We start from the raw sequence: 24865 nt of genomic DNA, 5'->3' as shown, positions 1-24865 counted from the left end.
TCGAAGTAATAGTCTTGGGTAAATCGAAAAAAAACTAATTTTAATGCAATAAGTTTCTGGTTGGGAAGGGAGTAGGCGATAACAAAGCTGTTATCGCTAAAAATTAAACACTCGAACCACGAATAATTAACCGTGGTGGTAAAAGGGTATTCTCTACATCTTCACCCCGAATGAGTTTGAGCAGGTTATCTACCAACATTTGTCCGGCGAGGGTAGTGTCTTGTTGAACAGTGGTAAGTGGTGGGTTTACAAAGCTGGCAACCGCAATGTTATCAAAACCAACAACATGTACATCATCGGGGACCTTGATTTTTGCTTCTTTTAACGCGCGAATAGCACCAATAGCAATCAAGTCGCTGGCCGCAAATAATGAGTTAAAACGAATGTTATTTGCTATGAGGGAACGAGTCGCGTGATAGCCAGATTCTTCTGTTGAAATAGCATTAGCCATCTTACGCTCGTTTAAAGCCACGCCTTTGGCTAAGAATGCATCTTTAAAACCTTGGTAGCGAGCAAAAAACTCAGGGCTATGATCAGAGGCATCACCAATAAATGCACAATCAGTTCTTCCGGTTGCGAGTAAATGCTCAGCAGCTAATTTACCACCGCCGTAGTTATCACAGCTGACAGTTAAATCTGGGCGGTTATCTACGCTTGCACCCCAACATACAAACTTAGTGTTTTGGTCAATTAAGGTTTTAAACTTAGGTTGATAATCGAGGTAATCACCATAACCAAGCAAAATTAGGCCATCTGCACGGTGGCTGTCTTCGTAATCAGCTTGCCAATCAGAGCTGCTAGACTGAAACGATACGAGTAAATCGTAGCCTTCTTTTGCACAGGCTCTTGTAATACTGCCTAGCATTGCTAAGAAGAAAGGATTTATTTGTGATTCATCCGAGGTTGGATCTTCAAATAATAAAAGTGCCAGGGTGCTACTTTGTTGTGTTCTTAAGTTACTGGCATTTTTATCAACTTTATAGTTGAGCTGCTTTGCTACCTCGTGAACACGTCGACGCGTTTCTTCGTTGACCAAAGGGCTATTTCGCAGCGCGCGAGACACGGTTGACTGTGACACACCCGCATAATGTGCAATGTCAAATGATGTCGCCTTACCTTTCATATGGTTACCAAATAACAGAAGAAGTATTTCCATTTTCGGCTATTTAATATTTTTTTCAAGCTATTTGTGACAAGCGGCGTGTGTGTGACTGTTCTGTACACAGCTAGGCATTTTTTATGCGTATATATATGCTTTTTCGATACTTAATACGCAGGTTTTCTTAATAAATACGTATGCATGCACAAATAATGAAAATTTTTATTGATCCCAATCTGACACCGGTGTCATAATGTCACTGTTTTATCATTTTGTTGTCAAAACGTATTTGGCTGCCCATTCAATTGGGCAGCATTTTTTTAATACAAAAGATAGCTTCCTTGAGGCAATGACCCAAAGTTTAGCAGACACAATGGCTTTGCCATTGAAAACTAGAAAAATAAGCGGCAACTAGCTTAGACAAATAGAGAAAACAACATGAACACACAGACAACGACAGAATTCGCTCCTATTCTTGTTGCCGATATTGGCGGCACTAACGCTCGTTTCGCTTTAATCACTGACTTTAATGCACAAACTAACCAGTTTGTTATCGAGCATAATTTAACATTCCCAAGTGCTGACTTTGGCTCTTTAGAAAGTGCAATTACTCAGTATTTCAGCCAAATTTCATTTCCAAAGCCAAACCGTGCATGTTTAGCGGTAGCGGGTCCGATTAAAGCAGGTCAAGTACATTTAACAAACCTTGGCTGGCACTTTAATGTTGCAGACTTAAAAGTTGAATTCGCATTTGAGCAACTTGAAGTAATCAACGATTTTGCTGCATTTGCTTATGCGGCTCCTTATTTAGATGATTCACAAAATATGGCCGTTAAAGCAGGCCAAGCTGATGAAAATGCTAATATTGCCGTAATGGGACCTGGTACAGGTTTTGGTGCTGCGTGTTTAGTTCGAACATCTCAAGGCAGCGCTGTTCTTAGCTGCGAAGCAGGCCATATTACTCTTGCAGCAGTAACTGAATTAGACCGGTTTCTAATGACTGAACTTAAAAAGCAATTAAATCATGTGTCTGTAGAGACTGTGTTCTCAGGCCCTGGTATAGCGCATTTATATCGTGCTATGGCTGCAGTAAAAGGCGTTGAAGCTAAGAATTTAGATGCAGCACAAATCAGTGAGTTGGCAACTACAGGTCAATGTGAAGTGTGTGATGCAACGCTAAATCAATTTTGTGATTGGATTGGTAGCGTAGCAGGGGATTTAGCCCTAACATTTGGCGCATTAGGTGGCGTATTTATTGGTGGTGGTATTTTACCTCGCATGCAACAACGTCTATTATCTAGTCGATTTGTTGAACGTTTTGCAGACAAAGGCATAATGTCGCAATATACTTCACAGATCCCTGTTACGCTTGTAACACAAGACAACATTCCATTCATTGGTGCTGCTGCGTGTATACATGTTAAAAGTAACGCGTAATTAGCAGTTGGATGTAGAGCGGATGAAGAAAGTAACCATCAACAGTGTCGCCAGCTATGCCGGTGTATCGAAAAAAACAGTATCTCGCGTTCTCAACAACGAGCCAAACGTGAGTGATGCAACGCGCGAAAAAGTACTTAAAGTATTTAAAGAGCTTGATTACACGCCAAACCCAATTGCACGAGGTTTGGCACAAAACCGTAGTTTTATTATTGGTTGCTTATACGATAATCCTAGTAAAAGCTATATTACCCGTGTCCAAACTGGTGCCTTAGCTGCCTGTCATGAGCTTAATTACAACTTATTGATCCATCCTTGTGAGTTACGTGGCGACGAATTAATTAGTAATATTGAGCAGTTGATTCAAACCTCGCGTTTAGACGGTATTGTACTGACCCCCCCATTTTCAGATTTTCCTGAACTTGTAAGCTTTTTAAAATCGAAAAAGATCCCGTATGCTCGCGTCGCATCAGCGGTACTTGAAGACGACTCTATTTCTGTAAGAAGTAATGATGAGCAGGGAGCTTTTGAAATAACTGAGCATCTTATTAAGCTTGGTCATAAAGAAATCGCTTTCATTAAAGGTCACCCTGATCACAGTGCTACAGAGCAACGTTTTAAAGGTTACCGAAGAGCACTTGCTTCAAACGGCATTGAGTTTGATGAGCGCTTAGTTGAAGAAGGTAACTTCAGTTATCACTCAGGTGTTGACAGTGCCCGTACTATTCTAGATTTAAATCCTCGGCCAACGGCGGTATTTGCTTCAAATGATTACATGGCAGCAGCGGTGTTAAAACTTGCTACGCAAATGCAGTTAAGAGTGCCAGATGATATTTCTATCGCTGGATTTGATAACGCTCCAATTGCTCGTCATATCTGGCCAGGGTTAACTACCATTGCTCAACCAGTTGAAGAAATGACTCAGCAAGCAGTCAGGCAATTGATTACTCATATTAGTGACCCACAAGAGTCGCCTTATCAAGTAACCCTTGAAGCAAAACTCATTACTCGTGAGTCGACAGCTGCAATTAAATAAATTTCATCTTGTTTTTTCACAGTAGCCCGAGAATGAGTGACGCGTTCTCGGGCTTTTTTATTTCAGATGGGTAAAATGGATAACAACACTTTAACTCATTGTTTTAAAATAGAACTAACTACAAACTTAGGCTAGAGGGTACGCCTTTGATAGTAGTACTTCATATGAATTCTGCTCAGATTCTACTAAAATAAAGTTGTTCATTATTTGGTCATTTAAAAAAATTAAACTAAATTTAACAGATAAGGTTGACACCGGTGTCACAGTCATGAGTTAATACAGTGACACCGGTGTCAGGTTGGTTGTGAGAGACAGCCTGTCAGCGTACCTTTGAACGGGTAAATCAAAGATGCTCAGTACAATTATTTTCGTGGAGTCTGTAATTGTTACTGAGCCTTTATCCTCTAACTATAGAGATGAGTCGAATTTATATGTTGCATCCTCGTATTCAAGAAGTCACCGAACGCGTTATCGAACGCAGTAAAGAGACCCGCCAAGCTTATTTAGAGCGAATCTCGCACGCAAAAAAACAAACAAGAGTTCGTGCAGGTTTAGGCTGTGGTAATATTGCACATGTTATGGCTGCTTGTAGCAGCGATGACAAAGATCGTTTAAAAGCAGACGAGCAACCAAATCTAGCTATCATCAACGCTTATAACGACATGCTTTCTGCGCATGTCCCTTACAAAGATTACCCAGAAATCATCAAAAACCTTGCGACTAAGTACGATGCAACAGCACAAGTTGCTGGCGGCGTACCAGCAATGTGTGATGGCGTAACACAAGGCCGTGACGGTATGGAGTTATCATTGTTCTCACGTGACGTGATTGCAATGTCTACTGCGGTTTCTTTATCGCATGATGTATTCGACGGTGTTTTCTGTTTAGGTGTTTGTGACAAAATCGTCCCAGGACTTTTAATTGGTGCTTTATCATTTGGTCATTTACCAACGTATTTTTTACCAGCAGGTCCAATGCAATCGGGTATCCCGAATAAAGAAAAAGCTCGTGTTCGTCAAAAATTTGCACAAGGCTTAGTAAGTCGTGAAGAGCTTCTTGAAGCTGAAAGCGCATCTTATCACAGTGCCGGTACATGTACTTTCTACGGTACGGCAAACTCGAATCAAATGTTAATGGAAATCATGGGTCTACATTTACCAGGTAGCTCTTTCATTAACCCTTACACAGAACTACGTGATGGTTTAACAGGTCATGCTGTAGAAACTATGTTAAAGCAGTTAATCGAAACAAAAGATGCTAACTGCCTTGCAGATGTAGTAAGTGAAAAAACAATTATTAATGGTTTAGTTGGCTTGTTATCAACAGGCGGCTCAACAAACCACGCAATCCACTTAGTGGCTATTGCGAAAGCTGCAGGTGTGATCCTAACGTGGAAAGACATGGCTGACTTATCTGAAGTTGTGCCACTTCTTACGCGTATCTACCCGAACGGCTCAGCTGATGTGAACCACTTCCAAGCAGCTGGCGGTATGGGCTTCTTAATGAAGCAACTACTTAGCAAAGGTTACTTACATAACGATGTGAAAACGATTGTCGGTGATGGCCTAGAAGCTTACACCACGGAGCCAATGTTAGATAAAGATTCATCAGTGATTATGACTAACAGCACAGGCCCAAGCAAAGTTAAATGGGTGTCGTGTCCTGAAAAGTCACACGACGAAGAAGTATTGCGCCCAATTGATAACCCGTTTAGTAAGCAGGGTGGTTTACAGCTTCTTACTGGTAACCTTGGTAAAGCAGTTATTAAAGTATCAGCAGTGGCAGAGTCACACCAAGTTGTTTCTGCACCAGCTAAAGTATTTAGCTCACAAGGTGAATTACAAGAAGCGTATAGCCGCGGTGAATTAAACACAGACTTTATTGCTGTAATTAAAGAGCAAGGTCCGAAAGCGAAAGGCATGCCTGAACTTCATAAGTTGACGCCAGTAATGGCAACACTGCAAGACCAAGGCTACAAAGTGGCGATTGTCACAGACGGTCGTATGTCGGGTGCATCTGGTAAAGTTCCTGCTGCAATCCACTTAGCACCAGAAGCTGTTGAAGGTGGTGTAATCGCTAAAATTCACGAAGGTGATTTAGTGACGCTTGACGCACCAGCAGGTGTATTGAAAGTACATGTAAGCGATGAAGAATTAGCAAAACGTGAATTACAACTTAGCCAACCAAGCCAAACATACGGCACAGGTCGAGAGTTATTTGCAGGTTTCAGAAATATAGTAAGTAGTGCAGACCTAGGCGCTAGCGCCTTTGGTTTAGAATAATAATACGCCGTTACTGGGCTATGAGGAACAAACAATGAGCATTGAGAAAATTTTATCATCGGCACCTGTGGTACCGGTTGTTGTTATCGAAAAACTTGAAGATGCAGCACCCCTTGCACGTGCGCTTTATAACGGTGGCTTAAAAGCATTAGAAATTACTTTGCGTACGCCAATTGCGGCAGAAGCAGTGAAGCTAATGAAAGAAGCCGTACCAGAAGCATACGTTGGCACAGGTACTGTGGTTGATAAAGCGACATTTAATGCATCAGTTGAAGCCGGTGCTGACTTTATGGTTAGCCCTGGCGTAAACGACGAATTATTAGCACTGGCTAAAGAGTCTGATATTCCATTTTTACCAGGTGCTGCGACACCAAGTGAAGTAATGAAATTAGCAAGCCAAGGCTTTAAGTTTCTAAAGTTCTTCCCTGCAGAAGCAGCGGGTGGCACTGCAATGCTGAAATCAATTGGTGGCCCTTTACCACAAGTAACATTTTGTCCAACAGGCGGCATTAGCCTAGAAACAGCACCTAACTACCTCGCACTTAAAAACGTTATCTGTGTGGGTGGTACGTGGATGTTAGACAAACAACTTATTGAAAACAAAGACTGGCAAGCCATTGAAGCGCTTGCTCGCCAAGCAAGTGAAGTAAAATAATTAACGGGAGATATTAGAATGATTAATGTTGCAATTAATGGCTATGGACGTATCGGTCGTAACGTATTACGTGCCCTTTATGAGTCAGCTCAAAACAACGAAATCAAAATCGTTGCAATTAACGATTTAGCACCAGCAAATGTTAACGCGCATTTAACTCAATTTGACTCAGTTCACGGTCAATTTTCTCAAAAAGTAACACTTGCTGAAAACACCATGCTAATTGGTAATGACGAAATTACCCTTACGCAAGAGCGTGATCCTGCAAACCTTCCTTGGAAAGCTCTAAACGTAGATATCGTTCTAGAATGTACTGGTTTATTCACTTCACGTGAGGCAGCGGCTAAACACATTGAAGCAGGTGCTAAAAAAGTAATCGTTTCTGCTCCTGGTACTGATATGGATGCAACTGTTGTTCATGGTGTTAATAGTGAAGTATTAAACGCTGACAGCAACATTATCTCAAATGCATCGTGTACAACAAACTGTTTAGCGCCGATTGCAAAAGCAATCAACGACACAGTAGGTATCGAGCAAGGTAGCATGACGACAATTCATGCATACACAAACGATCAAAACTTATCTGACGTTTATCACCCAGATTTATATCGTGCACGTAGCGCAACTCAGTCAATGATCCCAACTAAAACAGGTGCTGCTAAAGCAGTTGGCTTAGTACTTCCTGAACTTGCGGGTAAACTAGACGGCATGGCAGTACGTGTACCAACAATCAACGTTTCTTTAGTAGACTTAACGTTCGTTGCTAAGCGTGAAACAACTGCAGCAGAAATCAACGAAGTAGTTAAAGCAGCATCAGAAGGTGCAATGCAAGGTATTCTTGAATACAACGAACTACCGCTTGTTTCTATCGACTTTAACCACAACCCAGCGTCTTCAATCTTCGACTCTACCCAAACTAAAGTAGATGGTAAGCTTGTTAAAGTGATGGCTTGGTACGATAACGAGTGGGGTTTCTCAAACCGCATGTTAGACCAAGTTAAAGCGCTAGGTCAGTTCTTATAATAGAACAGTAAAAGTTTAAGCTTTATCCAACAAAGCCACGTTTATCGTGGCTTTTTTGGTTTTTACTGGAAATTAATTTGGATTCACATTACTTTATTGTGCGTAATTGTTTTCAAGGAAAGATAATGAAAAAAATCTTATTAACTACGTCACTCTTTTTATCGTCGATACTGCCTAGTTATGTATCCGCATCGCAAGAAGCACAGCAACTTGCAGTGTGTTTAACTGATTCACTAAATGGCAAAGAACGAAAGAACCTCGCTAAGTGGATTTATCTAGGTATGTCGACGCACAGTATAATTAAGCCTTTCTCGAACGTGACAGAACAAGATATGGATGAAACTAATCGCTATGTTGGTGCGTTAGTTACGCGTTTATTAACCGAAGACTGTCCAAAGCAAGCAAGGGCGGCGATTGAAGTCGGCGGTCAGGGAGCAATGGAAAACGCATTCGGTATTGTGGGTGAAGTTGCAATGCAAGAGTTAATGGCTGAGCCAAGTGTTGGTAATGCTTTAGGTGCATTTGATAAATACCTTGATCAAGATAAGTTTGATAAAGCATTCCAATAATATTTAAAAGGCTTATTCTTTTATAAGCCTAAATCGTTTCATAAGGATATGGATGTTTAATAAAATTAGACAGTTATTCGCTAATAAGCTGTATAAAACAATCGCGCTGGTTTTAGTAATTCTCATTGCAGGACCTGAGTTAATGATGGGGTATGAGCTTATGGCACTACTAGAGTTTTTAGGTCCATCGACATTTGTGCTTATTCATTTAGCTGGATTAATGCTCTACCTTGAAAGGCTAAAAAACGCTTTCATGAACTTTGAAAAACATAGTTTATGCTATAGGCCAATGACTTCACACATTATTGAAATGCCTGCGTTGATTATTCATTTCCTACCTGAACGCAGCCTAGTTTTAGGTTTTATTAGCTTAGTATCAATTTGTTGTGTACACATGATAGTGATGGCTTAGCGTATATTTGTTCCTAAATTCTTCTGTGTTATGCTGCAAAAAATTGATAAATGGATTTTTATATCATGACTCGTCTTTATCATCGGTTATTTCGGGCTGAGCAGTTTCAAGTGGGTGAAGGAAATATCAGTGGCTATATTGCCTGCTTCTTAGCGATTTTATCCTGTTTAGGAGTATTAGCTTTTCACTTTCCTGAGTACTTAACGACGCCAGAGCTTCGACAAAACTACAGCGTTGAGTTTTTGCGTCAGCTAATGTTCGTGGCACTAATTATTTCAGGCAGTTTAGGCTTGTTGAACTTTGTTCGTAACACTAACAAACGACTCGGTGCAACAGCTTGGGTGCTGATACTTCTTGCTATTGCATTTGGTGGCCCGAATGTTCAAGTGGGCGATTTTAGAGATAATACGCCATACCTAGGGCTTGATTGGTTCATTCTTGATTTACTTGGCTCCACACTGATTTTTATTTTAATTGAGAAGCTGCTACCGCACCGCAAAGAGCAAAAAATTCTCCGCTCTGAGTGGCAAGGCGATTTAAATCATTTCTTTGTAAATCATTTAATTATCGGTTTTGTGCTTCTTGCAACCAATCAGTTTGTGCATCACGCATTTGGCTGGGCTGTATCTGATACTGTGCAAGGCTTTATTATACAAATGCCATTTTTACTCCAGCTCTTTTTAATTATTTTAGTGGCCGATTTAATGCAATACTTTGTGCATAGGGCTTATCACGAAGTACCTCTGCTTTGGCGTTTTCATGCCGTGCATCATAGTGCAAAAGAAATGGATTGGCTCGCAGGCTCACGTCAGCATATTTTAGAAATATTAGTGACGCGTAGCTTAGTACTTACGCCTATTTTTGTACTGGGCTTTCCATCTGAAGTCATTAGCCTTTATGTGATTATTGTTGGCTTTCAGGCTGTGTTTAACCATGCCAATGTTCGCGTAAATTTTGGTTGGTTAAAGTATTTTCTGGTTACTCCTCAGTTTCATCATTGGCACCATTCATCTGATAAAGCGGCCATTGACCGTAACTATGCAGCGCATTTTTCTTTTTTAGATTATCTATTTGGCACCGCTGTAAAAGGTCAAGCAGAGTGGCCCGATAAATATGGTGTGGTTGGCGATTACATGCCCGAAGGAATGTTAAAGCAGCAGCTGTTTCCGTTTAACAGGCAAAAATAAAGCCTCAGTGAGGCTTTGTTTATAGGCAAATTAGTATTAAATCATAATCGCGCAAGCAGCTCAGAAAAGCGAGGTCGTTTTTCTGAGTTGAGTACCAAGCACTCTTGGGCTATGTCGGCAAGCATCTTTGTAATGTTGTTTTGTTCAGTCACAACAGTCAGTAAATCATCGATAAAATAACCGAGGGCACGTACTTCAATGCCTTCTAATAGCTGTTGTTGAGTTGGCATTAGCATCGATAAATCGGTTGCGGCACCAAAGTCACCAAACAATAAATCGCCTTGTGAATTGATCATGCTGTTATGGGCATAAATGTCACCATGGCTAACTTGCTTTTTATGCAAATGGGCGAGGGTACTTGTCATTTGTTGAACGATTTTTAACACCATTTCAGGCGTGTACTGGCAGTTGTCTTCGAATGTGTCACGGGTACAACTTGCAAGTGATGGTGGTAAACCAAGGTTCGTAAACTCTTTATTGATCAGCTCCATTACTAAACCCAGTTGTGACTCTTCATCAACATAGCCCAACGCTTTAATTAGGTTTGGGTGCTCACTTGCTTGTAAACAGCAATTAAGCTCATCGAGTGGGTAGCCATCACTGGTGATCTCGCCTTTAAATAACTTAAGGGCAACAGGTCGTTGATGCCAGTTTGCGAAGTGAATAACCCCAGATGCGCCTTGGCCAATCTGCTTTTTAACATCGATTTCATCCAGTGCTATTTGGCTAAACAGCTCACAATGTAAGCTGGTTGAACGATTTAAATCGTTACCAGAGAAGGCAAGCCAAGCAAGTTTCGGTAAGGCTAAAAGCCAATCTTCAACTTTTGTAAGCTTATTGGCGCTTAAACGTATTAGCTCAAGCTCTTTACAATTAGCCATTGACCCTGGCAAATGTGTTAACTGATTGCCGGCCAGTGCCAGCTTTTTAAGCTGACTGTACTCACCAAATGTATCCGGCAAAGCGGGGATTTGATTATCAGTTAAGATCAGCCATTCAATTTTCGTTGGCAAACAGTGTGCTTTAAATTCAGTAATTTGATTACTTTTAAATGCCACCATGATTAAGTTTGGGCATTGTCTTAGCACGTCAGGTATGTGTTTAAACTGATTAAATGATAAAAACAGTCGTTTTAGATTTTTTAATTTGTAAAAATCGTCAGGTAAATCACTTAGCTGGTTATTAGATAAATCAAGGGTTTCTAACGTATCGGCTAGGGTATAAATTTCTTTTGGGAATTCAGTTAGTTCTGCAACAAGCTGAAGCCGTGTACTACCTTGTAGAGAACCGGCTTTTAACTCTTCGAGGGTATTCAATGTTGATTCCTTTGTGCTAAAAGGTAAAAGGCCAACTTGGTTGGCCTTTTTAATTAAAACTGTGCGTTATGGTAAACGTTTTGTACGTCATCACAGTCTTCTAGCATGGCTAAAAAGCGTTCCATGACTTCAACGTCTTCACCTTCAATGGGTGCTTCTACTTGCGGCACAAAGGCAATTAAATCTTCGTGGAAATCAGTAATTCCCATTTCTTCAAGTGCTGTACGGGTGTTGTTGTATTCTGTGTGTGGAGCAAATACGGTGATTTTACCGTCTTCAACTTCTACATCTGTTACATCGACATCTGCCATCATCAATGCTTCTAATACAGCTTCGTCATCATCACCGTCAAAAACAAAAATAGCGAGGTGATCAAATAAGTGTGATACTGAATTTTGCGCACCAATTTTTGCATTTGCTTTAGTAAAACAAACACGTACGTCAGCGAAGGTACGTTTGTTGTTGTCGGTTAAGCAGTCAACAATGATCATACAGTTGCCCGGGCCGTAACCTTCATAGCGAGTTGCTACGTAATCTTCGCCGCCACCACCTTTGGCTTTATCGATTGCACGCTCGATTACATGCGTAGGTACTTGGTCTTTCTTAGCACGCTCAATTAAGCGACGAAGTGCTAAGTTGCCATCGGGATCAACACCACCATTCTTAGCGCAGATATAAATTTCTTTTCCGTACTTTGAATAAACTTTGGTTTTTGCACCCGCAGTTTTTGCCATTGAGTCTTTTTTGTTTTGATAAGCTCTGCCCATCTGCGTGTTGCCTTTTTGTTATAGATAAAAATAAAGCCGTTATTCTAATCATTTAACCTAGTAGTTAACAGTGTTTATTCGTCGCTTTGCTGTAACTGCCACATTCGAGCATATTCGCCATTCGCCGCAAGTAGCTGTTGGTGCTGACCTTGTTCAACAACTTGTCCTTGTTTCATAACAATAATTTTGTCTGCGTCGGTGATTGTTGATAAACGATGAGCAATGACTATGCTGGTGTGCTTTTGCGCGACTTCACGCATAGCACTTAAAATAGCTTGCTCTGAATGCGAATCAAGCGCTGATGTTGCCTCATCAAATAATAAAATAGGTGAACCCTTTAAAATGGCTCTGGCAATTGCTATACGTTGCTTTTCGCCGCCCGACACTTTTAAACCGCGCTCACCAACAAGGGTTTTATCGCCTTTATCTAGGCTTGCAATAAACCCATCTAAGTGGGCAAGGCTTATAGCTTTATCAATATCATCTTCGCTTGCCGTTGGATTTCCGTAGGCGATGTTTTCGCGAATGCTGGTGTTAAATAGCACGGTATCTTGCGGTACGATGGCAATAGCTTGGCGCAAACTTTCAAGTGTAACTGTGTTGATTGCTTGCTCATCAATATAAATTTTGCCCGCATCCACATCATAAAAGCGGTAAAGCAGGCGGCTTAAGGTACTTTTACCTGCGCCACTGGCACCGACAATCGCTACTTTACTGCCTGAAGTAACCTCAAAACTTAAATTATTTAAAATAGGCCGTTGTTTGTCGTAACTAAAAGAGACATTCTCAAATCGAATAGCTGCTTTTGTTGTAGTTAATGGTTTTGCATCTTTGTCATCGCTAATAGCGGCTTTTCGATTTAATAAGCCGAGCATGTTTTCAAGATCAGTTAGTGCACGGCGTATTTCACGATACACAAAGCCTAAAAAATTAAGAGGAAGAAATAGCTGGATCATGTAAGCATTGATCATCACAAGCTCACCTATGGTCAGCTCTTTATTGACCACTGAACTGGCACCTAGCCACATTAGTGCTGTAATAGCTGCGGCGATAATAAGTGCTTGCCCTGAATTTAGCGCAAGTAACGATAAACGATTTTTTAGCCTCGCTTGTTCCCACTTAGCTAAAAAGCTGTCGTAGGTGTTTGCTTCATAATGTTCATTGTTGAAGTACTTAACGGTTTCGTAATTTAGTAAGCTGTCGATAGCACGAGTATTTGAGTTGTTATCGGCAGTATTTGCTTCACGTATAAATCGGTTACGCCACTGAGTTACTATTACAGTAAAAGCAATGTAAATAGCGACAGCGATAACAGTGACTAATGCAAACCAAGGTGAAAACAAGGTCGCAAAAATAATGGCGACTGTGATTATTTCAAATAGGGTTGGCACGATGTTAAACATCAAAAAGCGCATCAAAAAGCTGAGGCCATTTGTACCACGCTCTATATCGCGACTAATACCGCCTGTTTGCCTATCAAGGTGAAAGGCTAATTCTAAACTATGTAAGTGTTTAAATATTTTTAAACCAATATGGCGCATAGCGTGCTCAGTAACACGGCCAAACAATGCATCGCGAACTTCACCAAAAAACACACTGGCAAAGCGCAGCAAACCATAGCCGATGAGCAGGGCAATAGGAACGCTTAATATCGGGTTGATACTAGAATCTACTGCGTCGATTATTTCTTTTAGTGCCCAAGGCATCAGCAATGTGGCCCCCTTGGCTGCAATAAGAGCTAGTACAGCCAAAATAACTCGGCCTTTAAAGGTCATTAAATAGGGCCAGAGTGTTTTGATGCTTTGTGATAGGTTCATTGCATCAGGCGATCTCGTCACCTGTTCTTTGCGGCTCATTCCACGCATGGGGGTCTCTTAAATCAATTTGATAAAAATAGGCAAAAGCTTTCGTGTTTTAGGCAAGTGTAATTTGCAAATTTACCTCTATACTGAGTGCAGTATACACCAGCGCATTAGCAAATTTGTTAATTGCATGAGTTAAACACGAAGAAAATTAAGGAGTAAGCATGAAAACCGTCGGTTATGCAGCACATGATTCAGAAAAACCATTAGAGCCGTATCATTTTGAACGCCGTGCACTTCGTGATGAAGATGTATCAATTGAAATTCTTTATTGTGGCGTGTGTCATTCAGACTTACACACAGCAAAAAACGATTGGGGCTGGACTCAGTACCCAGTAGTACCGGGTCATGAAATTGTTGGCCGCGTTCTTGAAGTGGGTAGCGGCGTTACTAAATACAAAGTGGGCGATAATGTCGCTGTTGGTTGTATGGTAGATAGCTGTTTGAGCTGTGACCAGTGTCATCATGGTGAAGAGCAGTTTTGTCGCGAAGGAATGGTGGGTACATACTCAGGGCAAGATCGTATCAGTGGCGAACTTACTCAAGGTGGGTATTCAAAACACATTGTGGTTCGTGAAGAGTTCGTACTCAATGTACCTAAAGGTTTAGACCTAGCGAAATGTGCGCCAATTCTATGTGCAGGTATCACAACTTATTCACCACTACGCACGTGGAATGTTGGCCCAGGCAGCCGTGTTGCGGTAATTGGTCTAGGTGGTTTGGGTCACATGGCAATTAAAATCGCAGCTGCAATGGGTGCACATGTTACGGCAATTAGCCGCAGTGATAAGAAAAAACAACAGGTTTTAGATTATGGTGCGAAAGACTTATTAGTCTCAAGTGATGAACAAGTGATGCAAGCACATGCTAATCAATTCGATCTAATTATTAATACCATACCCGTTAAACATGACTTTACACCTTATATGCCACTACTTGATATAGATGGTACCCAAGTGCTAGTTGGCCAAGTTGGTGAACTTGCAGAATCAAACTCTGTTCCACTTCTGCTTGGACGTCGCCGTGTTGCTGGCTCATTGATAGGTGGTATAGCACAAACCCAAGAGATCCTCGATTTCTGTGCGTTACATAATATTCTGCCAGAAGTTGAAATGATCAAAATGGAACAAATTAATGACGCTTTCGATAAATTAAAGCAAGGTGATATGGCCTCACGCTTTGTTATCGACATGTCATCATTAGAAGTTTAACTTGTTTAACAAAGTTAAATTAATAAGCGGGTCGAGTTAGGCTCGCTTTATTTTAGTTACTTTTATTTAAGTAATAACTTGTGTTTTATTTTTTTACCCTCATTATAGCTGTGTTATCCACTTAATTTATTGGTCAGTTCTTGTTACGGTTTTTCTCAGTCATTATCTTGCTATTTACTGTGTTCTTTAGTGCACAGAGCATGGCTATGCCTGACACTCACTCACACTATGCTGCCACTAAATTGTTCCAAGTCGAGCTGACTAAAACCCCAGTTATTTCTCAAACTCATACAGCTAAGCATCCTAAACCGGTAGAACCATCGGGGTTTGATACCCTTGTGCCGCGTTTAACTGCCAGTAATTCATCATTGTTTCTTTACCATAGTCAGGTTGACCCTGATTACGAGCTATTAATTGAATTCTTTGCTGAAGATTGGAGAAAAGAGCACTTTTTAGCGCCACCAAGTGCTGTGCGCATGATCCCATGGTTTGCGTTAGCCACGCAACGTAAATCCCGCATTAGTGGCTGGAAAGACGCTAATCTCTTGTACAAAGCGAATACGACCTACCATAGCTAAACGACTTCCTTCGTTACTTTTTTATTTTTGGAATTAATTTTTTACCGGCTGAAAATGCTGGAAGGAAGTCATGTATGTCACATAAATCAAAGCCGGCGCTATGGCGTCGTCTAAAAATGAGTTATGTCGCTATGATAGCGGCGTGTATTTTATTAGCGGTTAGCGCACTACCTAATCTTTACCCTAACAAATCTTGGTTGCACATTAGCTTGCCAGATCAAACTGTGACGCTGCAAAGTGTGACAACTTCACTAAATCAACATGGTTTTGAAGTGTCTGAAGCTAATGATAGCCAAGCACAACTGGCTATTTTATTAGCTGAGCCTACTCAAAGTGCCAATGCACTGAGTTTTATAAAAACTCAATACCCACAGCTGGAAGCTAAAATTGTTGAGCATGCGACAAGCCCACAATGGCTTCAGCAGCTTGGTCTTTCACCGATTAAGTTAGGACTTGACTTAAATGGTGGGGTGCTATTTGTGCTTGATGTTGACCTAGATAAAGCAATGCAAGAGCACTTAAACAGTGTGTATCAACAAACTAAATTGACGCTTCGAAAAGACAAAATTCGTGGTATTAGAGCCAGTGAAGTAAAAGAAGGGGTTGAGCTGCAAATTTTACCAAGCGGTGAAGGGCAACTCCCAGGACTCATCTCAACCTTACAAGGTCAATTCAAAGGCCTGATGCAAACTAAATCAACGAGTAATAACCTAACCACAGTATTACTGCATTTTAATGAGCAAAGCCAAAGCGAATTCAATAAACAAGTCATGGCACAAAGCTTAACAACCCTGCGTGGACGTATTGAAGAGCTTGGCATCACAGAAGCGGTGACGCAAAGGCAAGGTAAACAACGAATTCGAATCGAGTTACCAGGGGTACAAGATCCATCAGAAGCTAAACGCATTATTGGTGCAACAGCGACCCTAGATTTTTATCAGGTCGTCGAAGTGGGTGGTAAAGCGTTTAATGTGCAAGGTGGTGGTGTTGTTAATTTAAATCCTGTGGCGATTTTTTCAGGTGATCACATCAATAATGCCAGTGTTGGTAAAGATGAATGGGGCAAGCCTTTAGTCCAGCTTAGCTTAGACTCTCAAGGTGGCGATGCAATGTCTGCTTTTTCAAAGCACAATATAGGTAAGCCAATGGCCACGGTGTATTCTGAATACTCCCGGAATGCAAATGGCGACGTTGTGAAAAAAAGCGAAGTGATCAATGTGGCAAACATTGCACAGCATTTAAGTTCTCGTTTTAGTATTACGAATATGAAAAGCCCACAAGCAGCTTACGATTTAGCGCTTTTACTTCGTGCAGGGTCGCTAACTGCACCAGTGACAATCGTTCAAGAACAAACCATAGGTCCAAGCTTAGGTAGTGAAAACATTGAACACGGATTAGCTGCTTTAATGCTTGGTATCGGTATTACCCTTGCATTTATGGCGCTTTGGTATCGTCGTTTAGGCCTGATTGCCAACATTGCGTTGTTACTTAATTTAACCGCTTTAGTCGGCTTAATGTCGTTATTACCTGGCGTGGTGTTGACATTACCGGGCATCGCAGGGCTTGTATTAACAATAGGCATGGCAGTTGATACTAATGTAATTATCTTTGAGCGAATAAAAGAGGAAAAACGTAAAGGTCGACCTACCTATCAAGCAATAGAGCAAGGCTATAACCAAGCATTTACGACCATTTTTGATGCCAATGTGACCACCATGATCACAGCTATCATTCTATACGCCATTGGTTATGGGCCTGTGAAAGGTTTTGCAATTACATTAGCGCTCGGACTATTAACCAGCGTATTCACCGGTGTTTACATTTCAAAAGCGCTTAGCCAAACACTTTACATTAAACTGACAAATTTATCGGGGGCTAAAGAATGAGTTGGTCAACATTAACTGCAGCGAGTAAATCGCGCGTTTTAGGGTTATTGCTAAGCTGTGTTTTAGTCATCGCGAGCTTAGGTGTTTTATCTGTCAAAGGGCTAAACTTTGGCCTTGATTTTACAGGTGGCTACATCACTGAGATAAACACAACGTCAGTAACAACTATTGCTGATTTAAAGGCAAAGTTAAGTCCTGAAATTGCAAACAAATTAACCATAACTAAAGCGGGTGAATACCACTTTGTTTTAAGAGAAGCGCCAGAGCTTAGTGAAGCCAGCAATTGGCAATCAGAGCTGAATGAGCAAGGTGTAGAATTTACCGTGCTTTCAAGTTCTTTTTTAGGTTCACAAGTCGGTGATGAGCTTTTTGAGCAAGGCTGTTTAGCATTATTTGCAGCACTGATTGCCATTATGGTTTATTTAGCTGTACGTTTTGAATGGCGACTCGCGGTAGGCTCAGTGGTTGCACTGTTACATGATTTAATCTTAGTGCTAGGCTTGTTTTCGTTACTAGGGCTTATGTTTAATTTAACCGTGCTGGCGAGTTTACTGGCTATTATTGGTTATTCATTAAATGACTCAATTATTGTTGGCGACAGAGTTAGAGAGCTTTTACGTATTCAGCCAGACAATCAACGCATTAATACCCATGTTGTGATTAATGATGCAATTGGCTCTACGTTAACGCGTACATTGATCACCTCAGGCACAACACTTGCGACCATTGCTTGTATTTGGCTGCTTGCTGGCGCTGCATTAACGGGTTTTGCTATCGCGTTATTTGCAGGCATTGTGGTGGGCACCTTCTCATCGATTTGTATCGCCGCCACCTTACCGCAATTATTAGGGTTAAGTTCAGACAATTACACCCAAACACTGGATGATAAAACCAAAGCCTATATGGATATGCCATAAGTCAGTTTTATAACTTACTTTCATCAGCCGCTATTTTTCCATAGAATAGCGGCTTTTCTGTTTTAACTGCTTTGATATGAATAAAACACACGTAATTGAACATTTACGCTTTGCGCTAGAGGCACAACTGCAAAACGCCAAAGCAGCGGCAAAAGCGGCTCATGATGCAGCAACCCACGAAGAAAGTGTTGCTGAAACTCAATACGATACCTTGGGTTTAGAAGCCGCTTATTTAGCGCAAGGGCAAGCTGAACGAGTTAATGAGTGCTACCGTGACATACAAGCATTCAATACAGTGTTTAAAGAAAGCGAATTTAATAAGGTTCGTGAAGGTGCATTAGTGTGTCTTGTCGATGAACAAGATAACTCAAAGTGGTTTTTTATGGGCCCAAGTGTAGGTGGCTTAGTAGTCAACGTAAAAGAACAGCCTATATATGTTGTAACCCGTGAAGCGCCGTTAGGTAAACAGCTGATTGGCAAGCAAATTGATGACGAAGTAACACTGACAATTGCAGGTAACGCACAGTTTTATAGCGTTACAGAAATAGTCTGATCAAGAAAATTTATTAATCAGTAAATTTCATCTTCAAGTAAAAAATAACTCGTTGGTCACAAAGTAAAAAAACCTCTATAAATCACATCAAGCTTAATGCTTATAAGCACCCATCTAGTTAAGTGAAGTTTAGCCTCATGCGTTCACTTAATCGGCTGGGTGTTTTCATTTTTTTCATAAGACTTAATTTAGGAAAAGTCGTGTTTAAAACCTTGATTGTGGTTGATAACAATGAGCAACGTATTGCTCAAAATTTCGAAAATGTCATTACCTTTGACACCTACTTACGTGATTACCCAAAACATAATGAGCCAAAAACACGCATTTTAAACTTGTGTGATACAGGGCAGTATTTAAGTAAAGGTTATTATTGTTCTTTGCTTGCTGAAGCAAGAAAGCATCAGGTATTACCGAGTGTAAAAACAATTAATGCGCTACGTAGCGATGAGCATAGCACGCGTCATAAAGAGCTTGCTGGTTGTACTGTATTTTTTGGTCACACAGATCAAGAGCAGCAAAGCAAAGCAACTAAAGCATTATTCTCGCAATATCCTGCGCCTATTTTGGTGTGTGATGAACAAGGTGTTGTGAAGCAAGGTGCGATTGCATCATTAGATGACACGGGCTTTACAGAGTTTGTAAAGCAACTCAGTAGCTTTACGATGTCAGTATGGCGCATTCACGATAAAAAACGTCGTTACCGTTGGGATATGGCCATATTGGTTGATCACCAAGAAAAAGTGCCGCCAAGTGATAAAGATGCCATTGCTAAATTTATTAAAGCAGCCGCTAAACATGGTATTTATGCTCAAGCACTTACATTTGATGAAATTACCAATATTGCACAATTTGATGCGTTGTTTATTCGTCAAACAACGGCCATCGACCATCCAACCTATCGTTTAGCGAGTAAAGCACAAAGCTTAGGGTTAGTGGTGATTGATGATGCAGAGTCGATACTGCGCTGCTGTAATAAAGTGTATTTGCACGATGCTTTTAATTATCAAAAAGTGCCGAGTTTAAAAACTCACGTTGTGGCTGATACAAGTGAAGAGACAATTGAAAGTTTAGAAGCAAACTTCAGCTACCCACTGGTATTAAAAATGCCAGAAGGCTCTTTCTCAAAAGGCGTATTTAAAGTTGCTAATCGTGATGAGTTAGTTGCTAAATTAACAGAGTTGTTTGAGTTCAGTGCACTTGTGCTTGCACAAGAGTACATGTACACCGAATACGACTGGCGTGTCGGGGTGTTAAATGGCCGTGCAATTTATGCGTGTCGTTATTTAATGGCGCGTAATCACTGGCAAATTTATAACCATGATGCAAAACGTTTCTTTTCTGGTGGCTTTGAAACCTTGCCAACATTTGAATTACCTAAAGTGGTACTCGATGCGGCGTTAAAAGCCTGCAAAACGGTAGGTAAAGGTTTGTATGGTGTTGACGTTAAAGAACATCAAGGTAAAGCATACGTGTTAGAAGTGAATGACAACCCAAGTATCGACCATAAAGTCGAAGATGCCTATTTAGGTGACGAGCTTTATATGATCATTATGGATGAGTTTAAACAACGCTTAGAAGCACGAGGCCGTGGTTAATGAACGCCTCTGTTTGTCAAATCCGTTTTGCTCAGGCAACGGATTTGGCGGCCCTTGTTGCCATTGAAGAACAAAGCTTTAGTCAAGATAGATTAAGTAGTCGTAGTTTAAAACGTTGGATCAGCGCAACGCATGGCTTACTGATGGTGGCCGAGATCGAGAACCAACTAGTTGGTTATGGCTTGGTTTGGTGTCACAAGGGGACGCGTCTTGCTCGGCTATATTCACTGGCGGTTTTGCAATCTCAGCAAGGCAAAGGCATTGCTTCAAAGTTACTGCTTGCGCTTGAAAACGAAACAGCTAAACGCGGCCGTTTATATATGCGTCTAGAAGTTGCGGTAAACAACCTATCGGCAATTTGCTTATATGAAAAACTGGGTTACCAGGTGTTTGGTCATTACAGTGATTATTATGATGACCATAGTGATGCCCATCGAATGCAAAAAAACATTCGACGTAATATCGAGTTTAATGCCGATAAACACACGCCTTGGTATCAGCAAACAACCGAGTTTACCTGTGGTCCTGCGGCGCTATTAATGGCAATGTCATCCTTGAATGATACCGCAATGAGCCAACTCAAAGAGCTGGATATATGGCGTGAAGCCACGACTATCTTCATGACTTCAGGGCATGGCGGTTGTCACCCTCTAGGGTTAGCGCTTGCTGCAATGAAACGTGGTTTTAAAGCTGATGTAGTTTTAAATACCCGTGATACTTTGTTTATTGACGGGGTAAGAAGCGAAAAGAAAAAAGCCATTTTGCATACCGTACACAATCAGTTTGTGGCTGAAGCAATCGCTGCAAAACTGCCTGTGAGGTATCAAGAGTTAACCTTGGCCTCCATTGAAGATTGGCTTGCGGAGGGTAAAGCGGTGGTGTTATTGATCAGTACCTATCGATTTGATGGTAAAAAGTCACCGCACTGGGTGTGTGTAACGCATATTGATGAGCATTGCTTGTACGTGCATGACCCGTTTTGTGAAAACGAAAAACAATTGGCGATTGATTGTCAGCATGTCCCAATAACCAAAGCCGATTTTAACAAAATGGCTAGTTTTGGTTCATCAAGACTCAGCACTGCGATGGCCTTTTATTTATAATTTTAATTGTTAGTTTGATTTGGAAGTACAGTGACTCTGAGTAGTTTATTTGATATTGCCCCTTATTCTTGGTCAGCAATTGGTAGCGCCGCATTTTGCGGCGCAATTATTGGTATGGAGCGTCAATTACGAGGTAAGCCTGTTGGTATTCGTACCTCCGCATTGATTGTGTTAGGTACTTATTTATTTCTTGCTACAGCATTTATGTTACATGGCGATGTGATAGACCATTCACGTGTTGTAGGCCAAATTATTACCGGTATCGGCTTTTTAGGTGCGGGTGTGATGCTTGCGAAAGATGGTGCGGTTGTTGGAGTAACTTCCGCAGCAACTATTTGGGTATTAGCCTCTATAGGTGTTGTGATTGCCACTGATAACTTGTTAGCTGCAATTAAACTTTCGGTATTAGTGGTCGTTATTTTATATGGCGTAGATGTACTTGAAGCTAAATTTAAGAGCTTAGGTCGCGGTGTGCATGTTCGTGTAAAACGCTATTCAAAGTTGTATTATCGAAAAGAAAAGTGAAGTTAGATAATAGAAGTTAGATTAGAGTGATTCATGGAGCCTTGTTACACAATAAAGCCGTCCTGTTTAGAAGATTTGTTACTTGTTGATAGTCAAATTCCTGAGTTTGATGGCCGAAATAGCCTCAGTAAATTACAAGCACGGTGTGCAGATGTTGAGCATCTAGCTTTAGTTGCTTATATCGAAAATGAGCCTGTAGCCTACAAACTGGGTTATGAGCTAGATTCAAACACCTTTTATAGCTGGCTTGGTGCAGTTGCGCCAAAATGTAGAGGGCAGGGCATAGCTCAATCATTATTAAACGCGCAAGAAGCTTGGGTTAAGACCAATAATTACCGAGTTATAATGGTTAAGTCTATGAACCGTTTTCCTGCAATGCTGAATATGCTTATCAAAAATGGTTATGCAATAGTGGGTTATGAGGACAGAGGTAGCCCACAAAATAGCAAGATTATGTTTACAAAAGACATTTAAACCAACTTACTTCGGCAAACTAATTAAAAAGTGAGCGCCGTTGTTACTTTCTTGAACACAGATTTCACCTTGTAGTTGTTGAGTAACTATTTTCTTCGCAATGCTGAGGCCAAGCCCAATACCTGATTGGTTGTTTTTACCTTTATAAAATGGGGTGAAAATGGAGTTTTGTTCACTTATGCTGATACCGGTGCCATTATCGGAGTAGTGAATTTTTAATACCTCATCAAAATCATAAATATCAATTTCTATAGCAGGGTTTTCGATGTTGTTGAACGCATGCTCAATTGAGTTTTGCTGCAAAATAAAAAGTACTTGTTTTAGCAAGTCTATTTCAACTTCGAATTGGCTATGAGGGTTTTGATAATTAATATCTAATTTGATACCACGATGTTTTATTTGCTCTTCTAAATGCTTATACAATGACTCCGAAAGCTGAGTTAACGTCATGATTGTTTTAGTTGATTGTGATTTTGTATAGAGCAAATCCTGTAAAATTCTTATCTTATAGGCGCAAGTAGTTAAATTGCGACTTACTAGTTCATGAGTGTCTAACAAAGTGTTTAGTGTATTTTGCAGTGTTTGCTGACTCAAGCATTTCTGTGTAAGCCTATTTTGAGTTTCTGTCACTGTTTGTTGAGTGAAATCAACGGCTGTTATGCAGTTACCTAAAGGAGTATTGACCTCATGGGCAATGCCACGAATTAAAGTGGCAAGTTCAGTAAATTGGTTTTGTTCAAGCGATTGTTTCTGTTGGTAAAGTAATTTTAGTTGGGTCTCAAAGCTTTGTTTTATTGTTTCGAGTAGTTTTATCACTGGCTCGTTGTATTCATGGGGCTTGCTATCAAGGATACATATTGTACCAAATGGCGTTGTATCGCCAGCAGAAATGGGCAAACCTAAGTAGGAAACCATATTGAGCTTGATATCAGGGTTTTCTTTCCAATCATCATCAATAAGTGCATTAGGTATATTCAGCAGTTTCTGGTTTTTTACAACATGCTCGCAATAAAGGCCTGAATTCTTAAACTTTTCACTGTCGCCTATTTCGTATGGGTTTAATTGGTTTGCATTTTTAGAAAATACACTAATAATATTATTTTCGACCTTCATTACTAAAGCGACAGGCACATCGGCAAACAGTGCTAATACTTCAAGGGTTTTATTCCAACTCTCAACTAATTCATCATAATCAGGCTGATACATTATTTGAACTCAATTAAATACAAATACTACTAAGTGATAGCTTAGTAACAAATTCTAATTGAGCAACATAAATGCTCCATATCAGATTTTATTGTTCTTCAATCAGTAATTTCTTATTAATTAACCAAACAGTTTACGCCTAACTACTGTGCGATATTCACTTGGTGTTTGTGAAAGCACTTTCTTAAATACCCTTGTTAAATGACCTTGGTCGTTATATCCGACTTCTAGTGCTACCTCTTGAATAGATAAATTTGATGAGGCTAATAACTCTTTTGCCGTTTGAACACGCAGCTGTTGCCAATATTCAACGGGTGTTTGGCTGGTGGCTTGACGAAAGCGGCGTGTAAAGGTGCGGTAGCTTAAACTAAATTGCGCCGCAATTTCTTGCAGGGTCAGTTCGGAGGTTAAATTGTTTTTCAGCCAAAATTGAATTTGCGCAATAAGTTCATCAGGGTGCTTATCAACCGCACCTTCTAGATAACGTTGATCTTCATAGGGCTTACGAATCTCATGAGAGAAATTACGTTCAACATGTTGCGCTGCTGCTCGACCATAATATTGGCTAATAATATGGACTATAACGTCTGCAAGGGCATTTAAACTGGCAACTGTATACATACGCTCAGATTGAGTAATAAAAAAGTCAGGTTTAAGCTGCACTTTAGGGTAGTCACGTTTAAATTGCTCTGCGTAATGCCAGTGGGTGGTAGCAGGGTGACCATCAAGTAATCCAGCCTCAGCAACTAAACAGTTGCCAGTACCTACACCAATGATATGACTGCCTTGCCGCCAAGAATCGCCAAGCCAGTCAACCAAGCTTTGCTGTTTGCTTACTACAGGTCGCGGGTTGCGCCAAATACCAGGGACAATAATTAACTCACTAGCTGGCGCTGAGGCAGTTTCGCAATCGGGCATTATTGCTAGCCCCGTGCGGTTGGGGATCGCTTTTATGCTAGTTGCTACTAAGTTGATGTTGAGAGGTTTAAATTCGTTATGCTGATGATGGCTTTTGGCAAAGGCCTCGCCGGCTCTAAGCATTTCTATAGGTAAGGTTAAACTAGTTATTAGTAAGTGTGGATAAACCAAAATACTAATTTCTATGGCTTTTTGATGTTGAAGTTTCGTCACTGAAATTGCTCCGACCAGTTGTTTTTGGCCTTTTATGCAGG

General features: G+C 40.7%; 23 protein-coding genes. 17 read left to right on the top strand and 6 right to left on the bottom strand.

The window, feature by feature from the left end:
* Window positions 1-103 precede the first annotated feature (103 nt).
* Window positions 104-1123: a LacI family DNA-binding transcriptional regulator gene (locus tag QUE86_RS00620; RefSeq protein ID WP_130052281.1), complete on the bottom strand. Its 1020-nt coding sequence runs from the start codon at window positions 1121-1123 to the stop codon at window positions 104-106.
* Window positions 1124-1537: 414 nt separating this feature from the next.
* On the opposite strand from QUE86_RS00620, the gene glk reads away from it, so the two are divergent.
* From glk to QUE86_RS00580, 8 genes are all read left to right on the top strand, one after another.
* On the top strand, window positions 1538-2536 hold the full coding sequence (gene glk / locus QUE86_RS00615) for a glucokinase (RefSeq protein WP_286258603.1): 999 nt from the start codon (window positions 1538-1540) through the stop codon (window positions 2534-2536).
* Between the two features lie 22 nt (window positions 2537-2558).
* Window positions 2559-3572 carry a LacI family DNA-binding transcriptional regulator gene (locus QUE86_RS00610; RefSeq protein WP_286258601.1) on the top strand — a complete coding sequence of 338 codons (1014 nt, stop codon included), beginning with the start codon at window positions 2559-2561 and terminating at the stop codon, window positions 3570-3572.
* Window positions 3573-4003: 431 nt separating this feature from the next.
* The gene (gene edd, locus QUE86_RS00605; protein WP_130052282.1) at window positions 4004-5854 is read left to right on the top strand and encodes a phosphogluconate dehydratase; all 1851 of its coding nucleotides are present in this window, start codon (window positions 4004-4006) and stop codon (window positions 5852-5854) included.
* 34 nt (window positions 5855-5888) lie between these two features.
* Window positions 5889-6509 (top strand): bifunctional 4-hydroxy-2-oxoglutarate aldolase/2-dehydro-3-deoxy-phosphogluconate aldolase, encoded by a 621-nt coding sequence (eda, locus tag QUE86_RS00600; protein ID WP_130051350.1) that lies wholly within the window; start codon window positions 5889-5891, stop codon window positions 6507-6509.
* 18 nt (window positions 6510-6527) lie between these two features.
* Entirely contained in the window at window positions 6528-7532 is a 1005-nt protein-coding gene (gap, locus tag QUE86_RS00595) for a type I glyceraldehyde-3-phosphate dehydrogenase (RefSeq protein WP_063705673.1), read from the top strand.
* A 125-nt stretch (window positions 7533-7657) separates the two neighbouring features.
* Window positions 7658-8101 carry a hypothetical protein gene (locus QUE86_RS00590; RefSeq protein WP_130051351.1) on the top strand — a complete coding sequence of 148 codons (444 nt, stop codon included), beginning with the start codon at window positions 7658-7660 and terminating at the stop codon, window positions 8099-8101.
* A 52-nt stretch (window positions 8102-8153) separates the two neighbouring features.
* Window positions 8154-8513 carry a hypothetical protein gene (locus QUE86_RS00585; protein ID WP_239977820.1) on the top strand — a complete coding sequence of 120 codons (360 nt, stop codon included), beginning with the start codon at window positions 8154-8156 and terminating at the stop codon, window positions 8511-8513.
* Window positions 8514-8578: 65 nt separating this feature from the next.
* Window positions 8579-9700: a sterol desaturase family protein gene (locus tag QUE86_RS00580; protein WP_239977819.1), complete on the top strand. Its 1122-nt coding sequence runs from the start codon at window positions 8579-8581 to the stop codon at window positions 9698-9700.
* A gap of 41 nt (window positions 9701-9741) precedes the next feature.
* Here QUE86_RS00580 and QUE86_RS00575 read toward each other — a convergent pair whose 3' ends face one another.
* The 3 genes from QUE86_RS00575 to QUE86_RS00565 form a co-directional block, all read right to left on the bottom strand.
* On the bottom strand, window positions 9742-11016 hold the full coding sequence (locus QUE86_RS00575) for a leucine-rich repeat-containing protein kinase family protein (protein ID WP_286258589.1): 1275 nt from the start codon (window positions 11014-11016) through the stop codon (window positions 9742-9744).
* A 53-nt stretch (window positions 11017-11069) separates the two neighbouring features.
* Window positions 11070-11783, bottom strand: coding sequence for a YebC/PmpR family DNA-binding transcriptional regulator (locus QUE86_RS00570; RefSeq protein WP_105180428.1), 714 nt, complete (start codon window positions 11781-11783; stop codon window positions 11070-11072).
* A 74-nt stretch (window positions 11784-11857) separates the two neighbouring features.
* Window positions 11858-13600 carry an ABCB family ABC transporter ATP-binding protein/permease gene (locus QUE86_RS00565; protein WP_434784482.1) on the bottom strand — a complete coding sequence of 581 codons (1743 nt, stop codon included), beginning with the start codon at window positions 13598-13600 and terminating at the stop codon, window positions 11858-11860.
* A 209-nt stretch (window positions 13601-13809) separates the two neighbouring features.
* Here QUE86_RS00565 and QUE86_RS00560 point away from each other — a divergent pair, with 209 nt between their 5' ends.
* The 9 genes from QUE86_RS00560 (at window position 13810) to QUE86_RS00520 (ending at window position 22487) form a co-directional block, all read left to right on the top strand.
* Window positions 13810-14856, top strand: a complete 1047-nt coding sequence (locus tag QUE86_RS00560) for an NAD(P)-dependent alcohol dehydrogenase (protein WP_130051355.1) — start codon at window positions 13810-13812, stop codon at window positions 14854-14856.
* Window positions 14857-15062: 206 nt separating this feature from the next.
* Window positions 15063-15434, top strand: coding sequence for a hypothetical protein (locus QUE86_RS00555; protein WP_286258581.1), 372 nt, complete (start codon window positions 15063-15065; stop codon window positions 15432-15434).
* A 74-nt stretch (window positions 15435-15508) separates the two neighbouring features.
* Window positions 15509-17320, top strand: a complete 1812-nt coding sequence (gene secD, locus QUE86_RS00550; protein ID WP_286258579.1) for a protein translocase subunit SecD — start codon at window positions 15509-15511, stop codon at window positions 17318-17320.
* Window positions 17317-18237, top strand: coding sequence for a protein translocase subunit SecF (gene secF / locus QUE86_RS00545; protein ID WP_286258577.1), 921 nt, complete (start codon window positions 17317-17319; stop codon window positions 18235-18237). Before secD ends, secF begins: the two co-directional genes overlap by 4 nt.
* Window positions 18238-18313: 76 nt before the next feature.
* On the top strand, window positions 18314-18790 hold the full coding sequence (locus QUE86_RS00540; protein ID WP_286258576.1) for a transcription elongation factor GreAB: 477 nt from the start codon (window positions 18314-18316) through the stop codon (window positions 18788-18790).
* A gap of 200 nt (window positions 18791-18990) precedes the next feature.
* On the top strand, window positions 18991-20385 hold the full coding sequence (locus tag QUE86_RS00535) for a RimK family ATP-grasp domain-containing protein (protein ID WP_250660954.1): 1395 nt from the start codon (window positions 18991-18993) through the stop codon (window positions 20383-20385).
* The gene (locus tag QUE86_RS00530) at window positions 20385-21488 is read left to right on the top strand and encodes a GNAT family N-acetyltransferase/peptidase C39 family protein (protein WP_130051361.1); all 1104 of its coding nucleotides are present in this window, start codon (window positions 20385-20387) and stop codon (window positions 21486-21488) included. The genes QUE86_RS00535 and QUE86_RS00530 overlap by 1 nt, the downstream gene beginning before the upstream one ends.
* Window positions 21489-21518: 30 nt before the next feature.
* Window positions 21519-22013, top strand: coding sequence for an MgtC/SapB family protein (locus QUE86_RS00525; RefSeq protein ID WP_130051362.1), 495 nt, complete (start codon window positions 21519-21521; stop codon window positions 22011-22013).
* Window positions 22014-22046: 33 nt separating this feature from the next.
* Complete coding sequence (locus QUE86_RS00520) at window positions 22047-22487, top strand: GNAT family N-acetyltransferase (protein WP_286258570.1); 441 nt, start codon at window positions 22047-22049, stop codon at window positions 22485-22487.
* A 6-nt stretch (window positions 22488-22493) separates the two neighbouring features.
* On the opposite strand, the gene QUE86_RS00515 is transcribed toward QUE86_RS00520, so the two are convergent.
* On the bottom strand, window positions 22494-23693 hold the full coding sequence (locus tag QUE86_RS00515) for a GAF domain-containing sensor histidine kinase (RefSeq protein WP_130051365.1): 1200 nt from the start codon (window positions 23691-23693) through the stop codon (window positions 22494-22496).
* A gap of 120 nt (window positions 23694-23813) precedes the next feature.
* Complete coding sequence (locus tag QUE86_RS00510) at window positions 23814-24824, bottom strand: GlxA family transcriptional regulator (RefSeq protein WP_130051366.1); 1011 nt, start codon at window positions 24822-24824, stop codon at window positions 23814-23816.
* Window positions 24825-24865: the final 41 nt, after the last annotated feature.

This window comes from Pseudoalteromonas apostichopi (assembly GCF_030297135.1).
Taxonomy (GTDB): Bacteria; Pseudomonadota; Gammaproteobacteria; order Enterobacterales; family Alteromonadaceae; genus Pseudoalteromonas; species Pseudoalteromonas apostichopi.
This window is presented reverse-complemented; position numbering and strand designations above follow the sequence as displayed.

Bases quoted from the DNA above. Each gene is read 5' to 3' on its own strand.
- QUE86_RS00515 (WP_130051365.1), bottom strand. From the start codon at position 23,693: ATGTATCAGCCTGATTATGATGAATTAGTTGAGAGTTGGAATAAAACC.
- QUE86_RS00530 (WP_130051361.1), top strand. From the start codon at position 20,385: ATGAACGCCTCTGTTTGTCAAATCCGTTTTGCTCAGGCAACGGATTTG.
- QUE86_RS00520 (WP_286258570.1), top strand. From the start codon at position 22,047: ATGGAGCCTTGTTACACAATAAAGCCGTCCTGTTTAGAAGATTTGTTA.
- QUE86_RS00565 (WP_434784482.1), bottom strand. From the start codon at position 13,600: ATGAACCTATCACAAAGCATCAAAACACTCTGGCCCTATTTAATGACC.
- QUE86_RS00590 (WP_130051351.1), top strand. From the start codon at position 7,658: ATGAAAAAAATCTTATTAACTACGTCACTCTTTTTATCGTCGATACTG.
- eda (WP_130051350.1), top strand. From the start codon at position 5,889: ATGAGCATTGAGAAAATTTTATCATCGGCACCTGTGGTACCGGTTGTT.
- gap (WP_063705673.1), top strand. From the start codon at position 6,528: ATGATTAATGTTGCAATTAATGGCTATGGACGTATCGGTCGTAACGTA.
- QUE86_RS00580 (WP_239977819.1), top strand. From the start codon at position 8,579: ATGACTCGTCTTTATCATCGGTTATTTCGGGCTGAGCAGTTTCAAGTG.
- QUE86_RS00570 (WP_105180428.1), bottom strand. From the start codon at position 11,783: ATGGGCAGAGCTTATCAAAACAAAAAAGACTCAATGGCAAAAACTGCG.
- QUE86_RS00560 (WP_130051355.1), top strand. From the start codon at position 13,810: ATGAAAACCGTCGGTTATGCAGCACATGATTCAGAAAAACCATTAGAG.
- secD (WP_286258579.1), top strand. From the start codon at position 15,509: ATGTCACATAAATCAAAGCCGGCGCTATGGCGTCGTCTAAAAATGAGT.
- secF (WP_286258577.1), top strand. From the start codon at position 17,317: ATGAGTTGGTCAACATTAACTGCAGCGAGTAAATCGCGCGTTTTAGGG.
- QUE86_RS00555 (WP_286258581.1), top strand. From the start codon at position 15,063: ATGCCTGACACTCACTCACACTATGCTGCCACTAAATTGTTCCAAGTC.
- QUE86_RS00585 (WP_239977820.1), top strand. From the start codon at position 8,154: ATGTTTAATAAAATTAGACAGTTATTCGCTAATAAGCTGTATAAAACA.
- QUE86_RS00540 (WP_286258576.1), top strand. From the start codon at position 18,314: ATGAATAAAACACACGTAATTGAACATTTACGCTTTGCGCTAGAGGCA.
- QUE86_RS00610 (WP_286258601.1), top strand. From the start codon at position 2,559: ATGAAGAAAGTAACCATCAACAGTGTCGCCAGCTATGCCGGTGTATCG.
- QUE86_RS00620 (WP_130052281.1), bottom strand. From the start codon at position 1,123: ATGAAAGGTAAGGCGACATCATTTGACATTGCACATTATGCGGGTGTG.
- edd (WP_130052282.1), top strand. From the start codon at position 4,004: ATGTTGCATCCTCGTATTCAAGAAGTCACCGAACGCGTTATCGAACGC.
- glk (WP_286258603.1), top strand. From the start codon at position 1,538: ATGAACACACAGACAACGACAGAATTCGCTCCTATTCTTGTTGCCGAT.